The organism is Flavobacterium sp. P1_E4 (genome assembly GCF_056405915.1).
Genome location: NZ_JBFUBE010000025.1, coordinates 1 through 15,752 on the forward strand (window position 1 = coordinate 1; position 15,752 = coordinate 15,752).

General features: G+C 34.5%; 18 protein-coding genes. All 18 read left to right on the forward strand.

Features of this window, described 5'->3' with window-relative positions; all coding sequences use genetic code 11:
* Window positions 1–871: 871 nt before the first annotated feature.
* The 18 genes from AC1DY0_RS16810 (at window position 872) to AC1DY0_RS16895 (ending at window position 15,653) form a co-directional block, all read left to right on the forward strand.
* Window positions 872–1,450, forward strand: coding sequence for a Crp/Fnr family transcriptional regulator (locus tag AC1DY0_RS16810; RefSeq protein WP_477189742.1), 579 nt, complete (start codon window positions 872–874; stop codon window positions 1,448–1,450).
* Between the two features lie 92 nt (window positions 1,451–1,542).
* Window positions 1,543–2,088 carry a YceI family protein gene (locus AC1DY0_RS16815; RefSeq protein WP_477189743.1) on the forward strand — a complete coding sequence of 182 codons (546 nt, stop codon included), beginning with the start codon at window positions 1,543–1,545 and terminating at the stop codon, window positions 2,086–2,088.
* 134 nt (window positions 2,089–2,222) lie between these two features.
* A complete protein-coding gene (locus AC1DY0_RS16820) occupies window positions 2,223–2,603 on the forward strand; it encodes a nuclear transport factor 2 family protein (protein ID WP_477189744.1) in 381 nt (126 codons plus the stop codon).
* Between the two features lie 16 nt (window positions 2,604–2,619).
* Window positions 2,620–3,705, forward strand: coding sequence for an NAD(P)H-dependent flavin oxidoreductase (locus AC1DY0_RS16825; RefSeq protein ID WP_477189745.1), 1,086 nt, complete (start codon window positions 2,620–2,622; stop codon window positions 3,703–3,705).
* A 106-nt stretch (window positions 3,706–3,811) separates the two neighbouring features.
* On the forward strand, window positions 3,812–4,393 hold the full coding sequence (locus tag AC1DY0_RS16830) for a TetR/AcrR family transcriptional regulator (protein ID WP_477189746.1): 582 nt from the start codon (window positions 3,812–3,814) through the stop codon (window positions 4,391–4,393).
* Between the two features lie 61 nt (window positions 4,394–4,454).
* Window positions 4,455–5,666, forward strand: coding sequence for an MFS transporter (locus tag AC1DY0_RS16835; protein WP_477189747.1), 1,212 nt, complete (start codon window positions 4,455–4,457; stop codon window positions 5,664–5,666).
* A gap of 284 nt (window positions 5,667–5,950) precedes the next feature.
* A complete protein-coding gene (locus AC1DY0_RS16840) occupies window positions 5,951–6,952 on the forward strand; it encodes a nitrilase-related carbon-nitrogen hydrolase (protein WP_477189748.1) in 1,002 nt (333 codons plus the stop codon).
* A gap of 53 nt (window positions 6,953–7,005) precedes the next feature.
* Window positions 7,006–8,304, forward strand: a complete 1,299-nt coding sequence (locus AC1DY0_RS16845) for an epoxide hydrolase family protein (protein WP_477189749.1) — start codon at window positions 7,006–7,008, stop codon at window positions 8,302–8,304.
* Between the two features lie 58 nt (window positions 8,305–8,362).
* The gene (locus tag AC1DY0_RS16850) at window positions 8,363–8,773 is read left to right on the forward strand and encodes a cupin domain-containing protein (RefSeq protein ID WP_477189750.1); all 411 of its coding nucleotides are present in this window, start codon (window positions 8,363–8,365) and stop codon (window positions 8,771–8,773) included.
* Window positions 8,774–8,814: 41 nt separating this feature from the next.
* On the forward strand, window positions 8,815–9,234 hold the full coding sequence (locus tag AC1DY0_RS16855; RefSeq protein WP_477189751.1) for an organic hydroperoxide resistance protein: 420 nt from the start codon (window positions 8,815–8,817) through the stop codon (window positions 9,232–9,234).
* 121 nt (window positions 9,235–9,355) lie between these two features.
* Window positions 9,356–9,571: a DUF2798 domain-containing protein gene (locus AC1DY0_RS16860; RefSeq protein WP_477189752.1), complete on the forward strand. Its 216-nt coding sequence runs from the start codon at window positions 9,356–9,358 to the stop codon at window positions 9,569–9,571.
* Between the two features lie 95 nt (window positions 9,572–9,666).
* Window positions 9,667–10,389: a hypothetical protein gene (locus tag AC1DY0_RS16865; RefSeq protein ID WP_477189753.1), complete on the forward strand. Its 723-nt coding sequence runs from the start codon at window positions 9,667–9,669 to the stop codon at window positions 10,387–10,389.
* 870 nt (window positions 10,390–11,259) lie between these two features.
* On the forward strand, window positions 11,260–11,793 hold the full coding sequence (locus tag AC1DY0_RS16870) for a YceI family protein (protein WP_477189754.1): 534 nt from the start codon (window positions 11,260–11,262) through the stop codon (window positions 11,791–11,793).
* A gap of 25 nt (window positions 11,794–11,818) precedes the next feature.
* A complete protein-coding gene (locus AC1DY0_RS16875; protein WP_477189755.1) occupies window positions 11,819–12,037 on the forward strand; it encodes a tautomerase family protein in 219 nt (72 codons plus the stop codon).
* A 6-nt stretch (window positions 12,038–12,043) separates the two neighbouring features.
* Entirely contained in the window at window positions 12,044–12,778 is a 735-nt protein-coding gene (locus AC1DY0_RS16880) for an SDR family NAD(P)-dependent oxidoreductase (RefSeq protein WP_477189756.1), read from the forward strand.
* A 71-nt stretch (window positions 12,779–12,849) separates the two neighbouring features.
* Window positions 12,850–13,608: a type 1 glutamine amidotransferase domain-containing protein gene (locus AC1DY0_RS16885; protein WP_477189757.1), complete on the forward strand. Its 759-nt coding sequence runs from the start codon at window positions 12,850–12,852 to the stop codon at window positions 13,606–13,608.
* 283 nt (window positions 13,609–13,891) lie between these two features.
* The gene (locus tag AC1DY0_RS16890) at window positions 13,892–14,911 is read left to right on the forward strand and encodes a sensor histidine kinase (RefSeq protein ID WP_477189758.1); all 1,020 of its coding nucleotides are present in this window, start codon (window positions 13,892–13,894) and stop codon (window positions 14,909–14,911) included.
* On the forward strand, window positions 14,892–15,653 hold the full coding sequence (locus tag AC1DY0_RS16895; RefSeq protein ID WP_477189759.1) for a LytR/AlgR family response regulator transcription factor: 762 nt from the start codon (window positions 14,892–14,894) through the stop codon (window positions 15,651–15,653). The genes AC1DY0_RS16890 and AC1DY0_RS16895 overlap by 20 nt, the downstream gene beginning before the upstream one ends.
* Window positions 15,654–15,752 lie beyond the last annotated feature (99 nt).

Here is a 15,752-nt window from a genome sequence, read left to right on the forward strand (position 1 = left end):
AAATGCATTAAACTCTTGTGGAGGTTTGATTTTCTCCTCAAAATACAAGTGTAATATTTCTTCTGTGTTAGTAGCGGAAATCACTTCAAAGTGATCTACTAAAAAATCAGGTAGCATAAATTTTAAAAGGTCTATAGGAGTCATCTCTAATTCTTAGATTACAAAGCTCTTATTTTATTTTGACATTTCCTCCCCAGGTTTTGTTCTTGATCCCATTTACCGAGATAAATCACGTAATTTTGATATGAAATTGCATATTTTTCGCATATGACTATAGAGATAAAATTATTCACGAATGAAAATGAAACGCCTGAAGGTTTTCCTTTGGCGGTCCATATTTCTCATCAGGGGAAAGAAAGCTTAAAAACATTGCTTTTTGCAAATAAAGTCATTTTATCCAGGATGGAAAAACAATTTCCGAGAAGCATCCGGATTATGATGTTTTGGCGCCTATATTTATGATAAATGCTAATTTGAATACCTTAAAATCATTTTTCTAATAATACATATCATAGTTTGGTTTGGAATAATTTAACAGCATCCCATCATAAATTTGTTTGGTGTATGCAATCTGTTTACTTGTCTCATATTTAGTAAATATTTGTTACAAAACTTTTTAATATTTGATTTTCCTTTTGTTACAAAGTGTGTAATGTTCTGCAATTTAAATTTGATTATTTTATGGACAAAATTGCGTCAGAAGTTTTCAAAATTATATTGAAATCATATTGAATCGGATAATTTGAATTCAAAATAGATAATCAATAAGTTCATTTGATTTTATAACTTTACAAAGGTTTATTAAGATTAAATCGGGTTATGAATTTAATTTGATTTTTTTGAAAATTAAGCCAGTATTTATTCAAATTAAATGATGGAAGCCAAATTATTATTGCAAGAACATATAGCCAAAACGGCTTCACTTACAGAAGAAGAATTCGATTATATATTTTCTCATTTTAAACCTCAGTCTTTTAAAAAAGGACAAGCTGTTCTTAGTGAAGGGGATAAAGTAGAGTGTGAGTATTTTGTGATTTCAGGTTGTTTGAAAGCTTTTTTTATTAATGATGAAGTCAAAATGTACATATTACAGTTTGCTATGCCAACTTGGTGGACTTCAGATTATACTGCTTTATATAATCAGACTCCTGCAACAATAAGTATTGACTGTATTACTGATGCCGAAGTGCTTTGTCTTTCTAACAATGATCGTGAAAAACTTTGCAAGGAGTTTCATCAAGTGGAGCATTTTTTCCGCTGGCGAACCAATAAAGGATATATCGCCTCCCAGAAACGATTATTATCTTTTATGAATAATAATGTAAAAGTTCGCTATGAAGAACTTTTGGCATTATATCCACAATTATACAATCTTGTTCCAAAGCATTTGATTGCGGCTTATTTAGGAGTTTCTAGAGAAACCTTAAGTCGGCTTTATGCCTCACATTAACCCAAATCAGAATGTGATGTAGGTCACGTAACCAATTTCTATATCCACCGTTCCTTTGTATTGTACTTTTAAATACAATAAAAATGGAAACAATGAATTTTAAAATCGTAAGCTCAAACAGCAGCGTCGATTGGACTGGCAGAAAAGTAACCGGTGCACATAATGGTACAATTGGTATCAAAGAAGGTAATTTCATCCTAAACGATGGAAAGTTGAAAAGTGGAATTGTTGTTATCGATACAGCAACCATTAAAATATTGGATATAGCAGATTCAGATACAAATGCGCAATTTGCAGGTCATCTCGCCTCTGATGATTTTTTCTCTATCGAAAAATTCCCTACAGCATCTTTTGATATTTTTACTGCAAAAGAGTTGTCAAACAGCGCTTATTATCTTGAAGGAAACCTTACTATAAAAGGTATTACACATCTTGTTGGGTTTGAAGCAGAAGTAGAGAATAATAGAAATATAATTTCTCTTAATGGAAAACTGATCATTGATCGTACAAAATATGATATCAAATTCCGTTCTGGTAATTTCTTTAAAGATTTGGGAGATACACTGATTTACAACAATTTTGAGTTGGATTTTAATGTTACTGCCGAAGCCATATTCTCAGAACAATCTAAAAACTAAAGCGATGCCTTACGTAAAAATTGAATTGATCAGTGAAGCTGGGCATAATTTAAATTAAGATGAAAAAATTTGCAATACTAATAGCTTTAATGTCCTGTGTAACATCAGGACTTAAAGCACAAAATAATATCAAAATGGAAAATCAACAAGAAGATGTATTAGCCATCACAGACGCAGTAGAAAACTATTATTTTAAAGGAATTTATGAAGGAGATGTAATACTGTTAGGGAGTATTTTTAATCCCGGAACATTAGTTTATGGCGACGTAAAAGGGCAACCATATTTTAAAACAGTAGATGTTTATTTAGATGGTGTAAAAAACAGACAGAGTCCGAAAGATTCTGGAAAACCTTTTAAAGGGGAAATTTTGAACATAAAAGTCGTAAATTCAATTGCGATTGCGGAGATTAATGTCAAAATGTATGACTTTAATTATCGAGATTTTTTATCTTTTCATAAGATTAATGGTAAATGGCTCATTGTCAATAAAATGTTGTCAGATATAAGTAGATAAACTAAAATGATATATCATGTGGTACAATACAAAAGCTTCAGCGTTGTTAGGAATCCAGTATCCAATACTTCAAGGACCATTTGGAGGTAATTTGTCATCAGTAGAATTAACGGCAGCGGTTTCCAATGCAGGAGGTCTTGGCGGTTATGGAGCGTATACAATGAGTCCGCAGGAAATTTATGAGGCAGACAGGCAAATAAAAGCAGCAACTAATAAACCTTATAACTTAAACCTGTGGGTATCTGATTCGGATATGGATCCAAACGGTCTAACGGATGAGCAGTACAACAAAGCTAAAGAGGTTTTTAAACCTTATTTTGATGAAGTCGGTATTCCTTTGCCGGAGAAACCAGCATCATTCCAATCCAGATTTGAAAATCAGTTGGAAGTGATTTTGGATGTTCGTCCAAAAGTGTTCAGTTTTATGTTTGGCGTCCCTTCTGCGGATGTTTTAGAGCAATGCAAAAAAATGGGTATTGTGACCGTTGGTGCGGCAACAACTTTGGATGAAGCTATTTTTTTGGAAAATTCAGGAGTAGATATGATTATCGCGTCAGGTTTTGAAGCTGGTGGTCATCGACCTTCCTTCTTAGCATCGGCAGAATCTTCTTTAACAGGAACTTTTGTTTTATTGCAATTAATTCGGGAAAAAGTAAAAATTCCGGTTATTGCAGCTGGTGGAATTGCCAATGGAAAAGGCGTTGCAGCAGCTTTAGCTTTAGGAGCAAGTGCAGCTCAAATAGGAACAGCTTTTTTAGCTTGTGATGAGTCAAATGCTTTGCCAATTCATAAACAAATGTTGTTTTCTGATGCAGCAAAATATACCACATTGTCACGGGCATACACAGGAAGACTCGGCCGGGGAATAATCAGCAGAATTGCTAAGGAAATTATAGGCAAAGAAGCTAATGTGCTGCCATTTCCATTGCAGACGACTTTTATCTCGCCATTGCGAAAAGCAGCACTTGATCAGCAAAAATGGGATATGATATTGTTTTGGGGCGGCCAAATAGCGCCAATCTTAAAACACACAAAAGCTAATGAGTTAATGCGTTCTTTAATTGAGGAAACCTCAGCTTACTTTAATGATTTAAAGGCATAAGAACAAAAATCAAATAAGTCCTTGTCATGTTGACATTTAAAAAAAAAGTTAAAATGATTGCGATTAAGACCGAACGGTCTATATTTGCATTTTAAAATTGAAAGTTATGAGTAAAGCAGAACGCACTAGACAATTCATAATTGAAACATCCGCTCCTATAATTAACAGAAAGGGGATGGCTGGAACTTCTTTGAGTGATATTATGGAGGCTACTAAACTGGCCAAAGGCGGTATTTATGGCAACTTTGAGAACAAAGAAGAGATTTGTATGAAATCATTTTTATATCTAAGATCTCAATTGGCCAATAAGTTAGATAAAGCTGTATTGGAAGGTAAATCGGCCAAGGTAAAGTTTTATAATTTGTTGGATGTGTATGCAAATGATAAAAATACTGTAGATGGTTGTCCTATTTTAAATTTTGGAGCGGAAGCTGATGATACAAATCCAGCTATGAAAGAACACGTAAAAAATGCTATTTGTTCCGCTCAAAAAAGATTTTTTAATATAATAGAGAATGGTATTGAGAGTCAGGAATTATCACCAAAAGTAAATGCGGAACATTTTGGCATAAAAGTTTTCGCTACGATTGAAGGAGCTATTTTATGTAGAAAAGTTCTAGGAAGTAATGACCAAATGAAAATTATTTTAGAGAGTATCAAAACTGAATTTGACACATATTTACTGTAGTTTTTTTTTGATTATTTTAAGACCAATCGGTCTTTTTTATTAATTGTTACTATAAAAAAAAATGAAAAATTTAAAAGAAAATCATCAAGGCTTTAGTACCATATTGGCCTTGGCACTTATTCCGTTATCGGGATTTGCAACAGATATTTATTTACCGTCACTTCCCTCCATGGCTAAGGATCTGCATGTTTCACCATCTGCCATTCAACTTTCGCTTGTCTTCTTTATGTTCAGTTTAGGAGTTAGCCAGATTTTCATCGGGAGTATATTGGATAGCTTCGGACGCTTTAAAATTAGTATTGCGTCACTGGCGGTATTTTCGGTTACAAGCTTCATTATTGCTTTTGTTCCCAATATTTATGTGATATATGCTATGCGAATTATTCAAGGAATTGCAATTGCATTTATTGTAGTCGCTAAACGTGCTTATTTTGTAGATCTTTATTCGGGTGAAAAATTAAAAAATTATATTAGTATATTCTCTATAATTTGGGCTTGCGCACCTATAATGGCGCCGTTTTTAGGAGGATACTTGCAAAGTAATTTTGACTGGAGATCCAACTTCTATTTCCTCGGTGGGTTATCATTACTTTTTCTGATTTTAGAACTTTTATATAGTGGCGAATCTATAAAGTATTATCATCCTTTTAAATTAAAATCTATAGCAAAAACCTACTCCGGTATGCTAAAATCAGGTGATTTTACGTTGGGATTATTAATTCTTGGCATATGCTTTGGTCTTGTTGTAGTTTATAGTCTATCAAGTCCTTTTATCGTAGAACGTGTATTTGGGTATTCAGCAATTACTACAGGCTATAGTTCTTTATTATCAGGACTATCCGTTATGACTGGAGGGATTATTTCCAAATCTCTTATTCATAAACCTTTAGGAAAGAAAGTAACTATTGCGGTTTCTGTACAAGTTATTTTGGTTTTACTTATGATTTTTACAGCTTCGATAGAAAGTAATATTTATACTTTGATAGGCTTCACAATGGGAATCAACGTCTGTGGAGGTTTTATTTTTAATAACATTTATGGGTATTGTCTAAGTCGTTTTTCTAAAAATGCAGGAGTGGCAAGTGGTCTTACTGGCGGTGGTACATATATGGTAAGCTCAATATTCAGCTATGGATTTGTAAATTTATATGCTGTAAAAAGCCAGTTATTGCTAGGATTTGCAAATATTTCACTAATCATGCTTATCTGCCTTATTTTCATGGCTTTTAACAGATTTAGGTTAATTAATTTGGCTATTAGTGCTACCAAATAATAAATTATAAAGCCCAAATATTAGGGTTTTTATCTAGGTTTTAAATGAATACCAGTTTCCCCAAGACTGTTTGTCAAATTGATAGCTTTTTCTAGCTATTGATAAAAAACATTAAAACAAATAAAGAATTTTTCAGATTAAGGACATACAGAAAAATTTGACTTTCAACATTGTCCACTTCAGCTCCCATTTTGTCCTATTCCCTTATTTATTAGTAGCATAGACTTTTATGGAGCATTAATTTTGACACATAATAAAATAATAAATCATTAAAAAAAGAAACAATGGAAAATATCAAAAAATCAGAAACTAGTAGAGTGGTTAAAGTTGCCGCTGTACAAATCAGTCCAGTATTATACAGTAGAGAAGGTACTGTTGAAAAGGTGGTAAACAAGATTCGTGAGCTAGGAAAAAAAGGAGTGCAATATGCCACTTTTCCTGAAACAATTATACCCTATTATCCTTATTTCTCTTTTGTTCAGGCTCCATATGCAATGGCGAAAGAACATCTGCGATTATTGGAAGAATCAGTTACTGTACCATCTGCCGACACCGATGCTATTGGTAAGGCAGCTAAAGAAGCAAACATGGTGGTATCGATTGGTGTAAACGAACGTGACGGAGGAACAATTTATAACACACAACTACTATTTGATGCAGATGGAACACTTATTCAGCGTCGACGCAAATTAACGCCAACCTATCACGAAAGAATGATTTGGGGGCAGGGTGATGCATCCGGTCTACGTGCTGTTGACAGTGCTGTCGGACGCATTGGACAGTTGGCCTGTTGGGAACATTACAATCCATTATTCCGTTATGCACTTATCGCCGATGGTGAACAGATTCACTCAGCGATGTATCCCGGGTCTTTTTTGGGTCCTTTGCACAGCGAGCAGACAGAAATTAACGTTCGCCAACACGCTCTTGAATCAGCTTGTTTCGTGGTTGTTGCAACAGGTTGGTTGGATAAAGATCAATTGGCACAAATAGCATCAGATACTGGAGGTCCAATTGGTCCCATATCAGGTGGTTGTTTTACTGCCATTGTTGGTCCAGATGGTCAACTTATTGGAGAACCAATTAAAGATGGCGAAGGTGAAGTTATTGCTGATATTGATTTTGCACAGATAGATGCGCGTAAAAGATTAATGGATGCCAGTGGTCATTATAGTCGTCCTGAGTTGTTGAGTTTGCTTATAGACCGTACACCAACTGCTCACGTACACGAACGTTTAGTTTATACAGAGCCAGCTACAGTTCAAAATCAAGTTTTGAAAGAGTAATAATGAGCAGAAGAATAAAGAATAAAAATTAAAAGAAAAAAAGAAATAAAAAAATGAAAAATTCAAGAAATATTATGGGTCGTGCTTTATGGACTGGGGTGTTAGCATTACAGTTAACTGTTGCTGCGGCGCAAGGAGGATCAAAAAAAGCGGATGTAAAAAATGATGAGGCTATCCGCCCTTATCGGGTTGCTATTTCTAATACAGATTTGAAAGATCTACGGGAACGTGTATTGGCCACAAAATGGCCTAGTAAAGAAACTGTTGCTGACCAGTCACAAGGTGTACAACTTTCTAAATTGCAAGGTTTGGTGCAATATTGGTGCACCAATTATGATTGGAGAAAAGCAGAAGCAAAACTAAATGCATACCCTCAATTTATAACTAAGATAGACGGAGTGGATATTCACTTCATCCATGTTCGTTCTAAAGTGCCTAACGCTATGCCACTTATATTAACACATGGATGGCCGGGTTCAATATTTGAATTTATTAAAGTCATTGGGCCACTAACTGATCCAGTAGCTTATGGTGGAAAAGCAGAAGATGCTTTTGATGTTATCATACCTTCATTGCCAGGTTTTGGTTTTTCAGGAAAACCAACTGAAGCAGGATGGGATGTAGACCGAATAGGAAAAGCTTGGGCAGTATTAGTAAATCGTCTTGGATATAAACATTACGTTGCTCAAGGTGGAGATTGGGGTGCTGGAGTAGTTAATTCAATGGCATTGCAGGCTCCTGAAGGATTATTGGGTATCCACAGCAATTTACCTGCAACATTACCTGCAGAAGCAGGTAAAGCACTAGGAAGCGGAATAGCACCAGAAGGGTTTTCTCCTCAGGAAAAAGCAGCTTTCGATCACCTTAGTAAATCGATCAAAGAGGGAAATTTTACCTATAAATCAACAATGACTTCACGTCCACAAGCGATTGGTTACGGTATGAACGACTCTCCAGTTGCTCTTGCTTCATGGCTTCTTTTGCATCCTGGTTTTTCTAATTGGTCTTACGGAAATGATCCTAAACAGTCTCTAACAAAAGATGAGGTATTGGATGATATTACACTTTATTGGTTAACCAACTCTGGAACTTCCTCAGCCCGAATTTACTGGGAAAACAGAAACAAAGAAATTGTTAGCGCAGGTTCAATGAAAACCGATCAAATCAAGTTGCCGGTTGCTATTACAGTATTTCCTGAGGATGTATTTACATCTCCGCAATCATGGGCCCGTCGTGCTTTTAATAATCTGATTTACTTCCATGAAGTGGATAAAGGGGGGCATTTTGCAGCATGGGAGCAACCACAATTATTTACACAAGAATTGCGCCTGGCATTTAAATCACTGCGCTAATCCATACGAAGGGCAACATATATTAGTTGCCCTTCTATTACCACAATAAATAGAACATATGAAAAAGAGAAAAAAAATATTGCTGATTGCCATTATTGTCATGGGTATTGGCGCACTACTGTTCCCAAATGATGCTTTAGCACAACAGTCCGGAATAAAACGTACAGATCTTCAGCGACACGATATTAGTGTTTCTGGATACGAAACTGTTCAGGCTCGCATTGACTTTGAACCGGGTACTGCCTTCGGAATGCATTCTCACCCAGGTGAAGAAGTGATCTATGTTCTGGAAGGATTGTTGGAGTACGAGGTCGAGGGTGAACAACCGGTAGATCTCAAAGCCGGAGATGTACTCTTCATCCCGGCAGGAAAGAACCATTCCGCCAAGAATGTAGGAAAGGTTAAAGGTGCCGAGCTGGCGACGTATATTGTTGTGAAAGGGAAGCCTCTACTAGTTATGAAAAAATAAAACAATTTATAAAACAAATATTAATTTTAATACACTTAAAAATGGAAACAAACAATGCAAAAGTGCTTTACACAGCAGTAACGCACACAACGGGAGGAAGAACAGGTGAATCTAAAAGTTCTGATGGTCAATTAGACATAATACTTTCATCTCCTGGGAGCAATAGACCCGGGACAAATCCGGAACAATTATTTGCTGCTGGCTGGTCAGCATGCTTTATTGGAGCAATGGGGAAAGCGGCTGCCAATTTAAATGTAAAACTTCCTGCGGACCATTCCGTGAGTGCTGAGGTTGACTTAGTATCAAGCAATGATGGCTATTCGCTACAGGCACGTTTAAATATAAGCTTACCGGGATTAGATTCTGATGTGGCTAAAAGCATTATTGAAGGCGCAGCACAAACCTGTCCTTATTCAAAAGCGATACGTGGTAATGTTAAAACCGAGTATAATCTTATCTAATTATCTAAGATTGTTTTGATGATTGTTTTTGCTCCTTATTTCGGGGAGCAGAACCAATTTTAAATAAGTAATAAATTGAATAGTAACCCTATTTGAATAAATATTATAATTACACAAAGTCATGAAACAAAGAATTGCAGCCGCTTTTATTATGGGCATTATTACCACTGGCCTTATTTCTTTTACGCTAATTAGCATAAATGTTGGTTTTACCGAAAAATTTTTAGCAAGATGGATCAAATCCTGGGGAATGGCTTACGTCCTAATTGTACCTGTCATTCTTTTTGTTGGGCCTAAAGTGCAAAAATTAGTGTCCTATTTATTTAGAAATAAATGAGGCGTAAATTAGGTCTTGCTCATGATTGAAAAGATGAAACGCTAACAATATATAGCTTATAAAAAAAACATAATTAATTAAAAAAATTAAACAAGATGAATGATTTATTAGATTTTACAATTAATGCTCATGGCGGTCTCGAGAATTTCAACAAGTTTGAAACTGTCACAGCACGACTTATGTGCGATGGGGTACTTTGGTCAATGGTAGGACACCCAGGATCGGTCGATGATATTTATGTCACTTCTCACACAAATAAGCAATTTACTTCGCACCGCCCTTTTCTTAATAAAGACTGGCATACTGCATTTACACCAAAACATGTTGCCATCAAGAATAGTAAAGGAGAGGTTGTTGAAGAACTGTCAAATCCCAGAGATTCATTTGCTGGGTACACTACAGAAACACCATGGAGTCAACTTCAGCTGGCGTATTTTACCGGATATGCTATGTGGACCTATTTTAATGCTCCCTTTAATTTTGGCGATGCAGGTTACAAACTAAAAGAATTGGAACCTTGGGAAGAAAACGGAGAAGTATTTCGAAGACTTCAGGTAACTTTTCCTGATGAGGTAGCTACACATAGTTCTGTTCAAACCTTTTATATAGATAAAGACGGTCTTATAAAAAGACATGATTACAATGTAGATATTGCAGGCGGAGCCACTGCTGCACATTACTTGTCGAATTATATAGACGTGCAGGGTATTAAAATAGCGACCAAAAGAAAAGTATATGTAAGACTGGAAGACAACACACCACTATTTCCTGAACCTTTGTTGGTATCAATTGATCTAAGTGAAATCAGCTTTAAATAAAAAGACTTAATTGCATGAAAAAATATCGGGATTTTGTTCCGATATTTTTTTTGTTAAATATATATGAATTGTATTAATACAAAATTCAGTGATATTGAGTACTATTTATATATAATTGTATTTGCGTGCTTTTTACGACAAATACGTTGTTAAATATTACCTTATACTGATTGTAAACAAATGAATTATATTGATATATGTGTAATTTTGTTCTTTTGTGTAGAGTCTTTTTTAAAGACTAATAATATTATTTTGGGAGTGTTGAAATAGCTCAATAATTGGATGTATTGTAAGCTTATGACGAATTGTCCAAAGAACTATTACAAGAGCACATTGACAAGACTGCATTACTAACTGATGAACTGTTCTATTATTTATTTTCTCATTTTAAAAGTATGTCTTTTAAAAAGGGACAGACTGATATAAGTGCCGGTGATAAAGTTGATTGTGAATATTTTATACTTTCTCGTTGCTTAAAAGCTTTTTTATCAATTAGAAAATCAGATCTAGATTCTAAAACAAATGTTGAAGTACTTTGCTTATCGAACAGTAATAACTTTGTATTGAACTGCAACAAGTGTTTTTTTTCGCTGGTGCACTAATAAAGGATATGTTATTTACCAGAAAAGACTTTTATCCTTTATAAATATTGATGCGAAAAAGTACTGCGAGGAACTTTTGTTGCTATATCCACAATTATTAATTTTTTATTCTTAAACACCTAATTGCTGGCTATTTGTAAGTTTTCAGAGAAATCTTGAGTAGATTTTATGCTTCTCATTATTACCTTTTTTAGAATGTGATGTAGATCACGTAACCGACTTCTGTTTCTGTTTTTACTTTGCACTATAATTTTAAAGCAAAAAAAAAATGAAAACAGAAAAATTTGAAATCGCAAACGCACAAAGTCGTATCGATTGGATTGGAAGAAAAGTAACTGGAGCACATAACGGGACTATTGAAGTAAAGGAAGGTTCTTTCTTGCTTACTGATAAACAGGTTACTGGAGGGCAAGTCATCATTGATATGTCCACACTCGTAATTTTGGATGTAACTGATTCGGCTACGAATACGCAATTTGCAGGTCACCTTGCCTCGGATGATTTTTTCTCAATTGAAAAATTCCCAACGGCTACTTTTGAAATTGTATCAGCAAAACCACAATCGGGTAATCAATACCATTTTGAAGGTAACTTGACCATCAAAGGGATTACTCACGCTGCAGGATTTGATGCAATTGTCAATAGCAGCGAAGACACCTTAAACTTAGTAGGTAAACTTATCGTTGACCGTACCAAGTATGACATTAAATTCCGTTCAGGTAATTTCTTTAAAGATTTAGGCGATACGCTAATCTACAATGATTTTGAACTTGATGTGAATGTAACTGCAAAAGTAGCATAAACAAAACTTTTTAAAAATTAAAGACATGCCATTTGTAAAAATTGATTTGACTCGTGAAGGAGTTACCCGCGAGCAAAAACAGCAACTAATCAGTGGGGTTACCAATCTGATTACAGAAGTATTGAACAAAGACCCACACCTGACCCATGTGGTGATCAACGAAATTGAATTGGATAATTGGGGTTACGCAGGAGAACAAGTATCAGTATTAAGAGAAAAAGGCATTACAGCCGATAAAAAATAAATAATTATGAAAAAACAAACAATAATCGTTACCGGTGCAGCATCAGGTATCGGTAAAGGAATAGCCAAATATTTTTTGGACAGAGGAGACAATGTAGTAATCAACTCATTTACTCCAACTTCACTGGAAAAAGCATACAATGAATTTGGCGCAGGGGATAATTTGGCAATGCTTGCCGGTGACGTAAGCGATAAACGTACAGGAGAACAATTGGTTGCCTTAGCTGTTGAAAGATTTGGTACTGTGGACGTACTTGTGAATAACGCAGGAATCTTTGACAGTAAACCATTTTTGGAAGTTGATGAGGCATACCTTGATAAATTTTTGACAACCAATTTAAAAGGAGTTTTTTTTACTACTCAAGCTGCAATCCCTCAAATGTTGAAGCAAAAAGATGGTGTTGTAATTAATATTGGGACTCCACTTGTAACTCATGGACTGGGTGGATGGCCTGCTACTGCACCAGTTGCAAGTAAAGGGGCTATTCATGCACTAACAGTACAATTAGCAGCCGAATTTGGAAAACAAAACATTAGAGTGAATACAGTTGCACCAGGTGTAATCCGTACTCCTATGCATGGCGATAAAGCAGATCAAAATGCTGGCTTACATCTATTAAATCGTGTAGGTGAAATTGACGATGTTGCAGAAATGGTTTATACCGTTGCCAAAAGTAATTTCATTACCGGAACAGTTATAAATGTTGATGGAGGCAAAGCTGCTGGCCATAATCTTAATTAATTAAAACAATTGTAGTACAAGCTTCTTTATCCAATACTTTATTGGGTAAAGAAGTACAAAAAATAAATAAAATGAAAAATATAATGAAATCATTGTTAATTGCAGTTTTTGCAATACTAAGTTTTGCAACATATGCACAAAAAAACACTAAAACAAAAATCCTTTTTGTTTTAACATCTCACGATAAATTAGGTGATACAGGGAAACTAACAGGTTCATGGATTGAAGAATTTGCAACACCTTATTATTACTTTTTAGATAAAGGGATTGAAGTAGTAATTGCTACCCCAAAAGGAGGGCAGGCTCCTATTGATCCAAAAAGTACCGATCCATCATTTCAAACACCATCAACTAAACGATTTTATGGAGATATAAATGCTCAAAAAGCATTGAGTACTACCGTAAAACTTGAGGGTGTAAAACAACAGGACTTTAAAGCAGTATTCTATCCAGGAGGACATGGCCCAATGTGGGACCTTTCAACAGATAAGAACTCAATAAAACTCATTCAGGATTTTTACAATAATAGCAAACCGATTGCTTTTGTATGTCATGCTCCTGCAGCTTTGGTAAATGTTAAAGATAAAGAAGGAAAATACTTGATTGCAGGAAAAAAAATAACTGCCTTTAGTAACACTGAAGAACAAGCTGTTGAATTAACCAAAGTAGTTCCATTTTTATTGGAAGATAAATTGAAAGAGCGTGGAGCAAACTATTCTAAAGGAGCCGATTGGAGTTCTTACGTACTAGAAGACGGTTTATTACTGTCGGGACAAAATCCACAGTCTTCAGAAGAAGTAGCATCTAAACTACTTTCTAAAATAAATTAATGCAATCAATAGTTATTATTTCAAATAAATAAATCATCACTGAGATATTAATTGATTGAAGCTTAATTCTAATTTTTGATTTGGTATAGTATTAAAAACACTATACCAAATCTTTATTTTAAATTATTTAAGCACATTCAAAATGAAATACCATTTTATATCTCATTTAAAATTTGCTTCATAAAATATATCCAAGGCTATAAAATATGCGAAAAGGATAAAAGATAGCGGAATAAATCAGACCTTTAACTAGGTCTTTTTAAAATTTAAATTAAGAATTTTTATGAACAACCAACCCTTTAAAGTATCACCTTGGCTTATTTGGAGCAGTTCTTTAGCTATTGGACTTTTGTCATCAGTTCCTAAAATAGCAGAACTACATATAAAACCTGAAGAAGCATTGGTTAATTCATTTATTACCTTTTTGTTTGCCCTTTTTGTTTGGTATCTTAATATTTATATGCTTCCCAAAACATATAAAAGGAATGATTCGAAAGGAGTATCAGCTTTAAGACTTTTATGGAACTTACTCTTTGGGATTGGTGTTATGCTGGCACTATCCTATTTGCAACAGTTACTACTTCCTTATTTGGAATTTGGTCCTGCTATGTTAATGTTTGAAGTTCGAGGGGTATTTATTAATCTTATATTTTATATGTTTTTGCAAATACTTTATCAAAGTCACTATAATCAGCAAGTTGGAGTCGCATTTGAACGTTCTAAATCCATTAATCTGGGTGCCCAATATGAGTTATTGAAACAACAAATCAATCCGCATTTTTTGTTTAATAGTTTGAACACTTTAAAATCAATGGTGGAAACGAATGATGAACACTCGGTAGAGTTTATTTTAAAGCTTTCGGATTTTTATAGGTTTACGCTTGAAAGCCGAAAACTTGACTTGATTAGGTTAGGTGAGGAATTGCAGATTGTTAATGCTTATATGTTTTTACTTAAAAGCCGATTTGAAGCAGGCATTGATTTGACTATTACTGTTGAAGAAAAGTATATGAATTCATTGATTCCCCCTTTTACGTTACAATTATTAATTGAGAATTGTGTCAAGCATAACGTGGTATCGCTAGACAAACCATTGCTGATAAAAATATATAGTGAACGTGATTTTATTGTTATTGAAAATGGAATTCGGCTTAAAGCCAATTCAGAAGCTTCAACGGGTATTGGCTTAGAAAATATAAACCAACGATATATTCATTTGGCTAACAAAAAGATAGAAATAACCGATGCGAATTATACATTCGCTATAAAACTACCCATAATATATGAACATTCTAATCATTGAAGATGAACTGAAAGCTGCAAAGTCATTAACAACAATGATAGCCGCCGTAAGACCCAACGCGAAAATTTTGTCTCAAATTCAAAGTGTGGAAAGTGCAATAAAGTTTCTTTCCGAAAATGAGATGCCCAATCTTATCTTTATGGATATTCAATTGGCAGATGGACTTTCTTTTGATATTTTTAAAAGTGTAGCTATCAATTGCCCAGTTATTTTTTGTACTGCCTATAATGAATATTCTCTAGAAGCTTTTAAGGCCAACGGGATTGATTATATACTAAAGCCCTTTTCAAAGGAAGATATAGAAGTCGCTTTTGAAAAAGTGGATCAACTTAAAAACTATTTTCAACAAAATCTTGTACCTGATATTGGAACTTTGTTGAGTAGACTGGAGCCACAAGGTGGAAAGAAGAGTTTTTTGGTATTTAAGCATAACAAGTACATTACAGTTCAAACTGATACAATAGCTTATTTTTGCATCAAAAATGAGATGGTTAATATCGTTTGTCTTGATAAGCAAGAATACCCGCTTAACCAATCACTGGATCAAATTTATTCAATGTTATCGCCTTCCATGTTTTACCGACTAAACCGACAATATATTATTAATTTTAGTGCAATTAAGGAAATAGAGCCATATTTTGCCCGAAAATTGTACGTGAAGCTAATCATACCAACTGAAGAAAGACTTTTAATAAACAAGGAAAGATCAAGTAACTTTTTGCATTGGATGGAAAATAGATAGTGTTATTTTCTGTCTGTCGTTTTTGTTTTGATAGTAGTGCAATGTTAAATTTTTAAAAGTATCATTTTATTTCACAAACAAAAGCCGCTCCTATAAAGA

Excerpts from the sequence above, each read along its gene's own strand:
- AC1DY0_RS16810 (WP_477189742.1), top strand. The coding sequence starts at position 872 with ATGATGGAAGCCAAATTATTATTGCAAGAACATATAGCCAAAACGGCT.
- AC1DY0_RS16865 (WP_477189753.1), top strand. The coding sequence starts at position 9,667 with ATGAATGATTTATTAGATTTTACAATTAATGCTCATGGCGGTCTCGAG.
- AC1DY0_RS16895 (WP_477189759.1), top strand. The coding sequence starts at position 14,892 with ATGAACATTCTAATCATTGAAGATGAACTGAAAGCTGCAAAGTCATTA.
- AC1DY0_RS16855 (WP_477189751.1), top strand. The coding sequence starts at position 8,815 with ATGGAAACAAACAATGCAAAAGTGCTTTACACAGCAGTAACGCACACA.
- AC1DY0_RS16820 (WP_477189744.1), top strand. The coding sequence starts at position 2,223 with ATGGAAAATCAACAAGAAGATGTATTAGCCATCACAGACGCAGTAGAA.
- AC1DY0_RS16875 (WP_477189755.1), top strand. The coding sequence starts at position 11,819 with ATGCCATTTGTAAAAATTGATTTGACTCGTGAAGGAGTTACCCGCGAG.
- AC1DY0_RS16825 (WP_477189745.1), top strand. The coding sequence starts at position 2,620 with ATGTGGTACAATACAAAAGCTTCAGCGTTGTTAGGAATCCAGTATCCA.
- AC1DY0_RS16840 (WP_477189748.1), top strand. The coding sequence starts at position 5,951 with ATGGAAAATATCAAAAAATCAGAAACTAGTAGAGTGGTTAAAGTTGCC.
- AC1DY0_RS16815 (WP_477189743.1), top strand. The coding sequence starts at position 1,543 with ATGAATTTTAAAATCGTAAGCTCAAACAGCAGCGTCGATTGGACTGGC.
- AC1DY0_RS16830 (WP_477189746.1), top strand. The coding sequence starts at position 3,812 with ATGAGTAAAGCAGAACGCACTAGACAATTCATAATTGAAACATCCGCT.
- AC1DY0_RS16890 (WP_477189758.1), top strand. The coding sequence starts at position 13,892 with ATGAACAACCAACCCTTTAAAGTATCACCTTGGCTTATTTGGAGCAGT.
- AC1DY0_RS16870 (WP_477189754.1), top strand. The coding sequence starts at position 11,260 with ATGAAAACAGAAAAATTTGAAATCGCAAACGCACAAAGTCGTATCGAT.
- AC1DY0_RS16850 (WP_477189750.1), top strand. The coding sequence starts at position 8,363 with ATGAAAAAGAGAAAAAAAATATTGCTGATTGCCATTATTGTCATGGGT.
- AC1DY0_RS16885 (WP_477189757.1), top strand. The coding sequence starts at position 12,850 with ATGAAAAATATAATGAAATCATTGTTAATTGCAGTTTTTGCAATACTA.
- AC1DY0_RS16860 (WP_477189752.1), top strand. The coding sequence starts at position 9,356 with ATGAAACAAAGAATTGCAGCCGCTTTTATTATGGGCATTATTACCACT.
- AC1DY0_RS16835 (WP_477189747.1), top strand. The coding sequence starts at position 4,455 with ATGAAAAATTTAAAAGAAAATCATCAAGGCTTTAGTACCATATTGGCC.
- AC1DY0_RS16880 (WP_477189756.1), top strand. The coding sequence starts at position 12,044 with ATGAAAAAACAAACAATAATCGTTACCGGTGCAGCATCAGGTATCGGT.
- AC1DY0_RS16845 (WP_477189749.1), top strand. The coding sequence starts at position 7,006 with ATGAAAAATTCAAGAAATATTATGGGTCGTGCTTTATGGACTGGGGTG.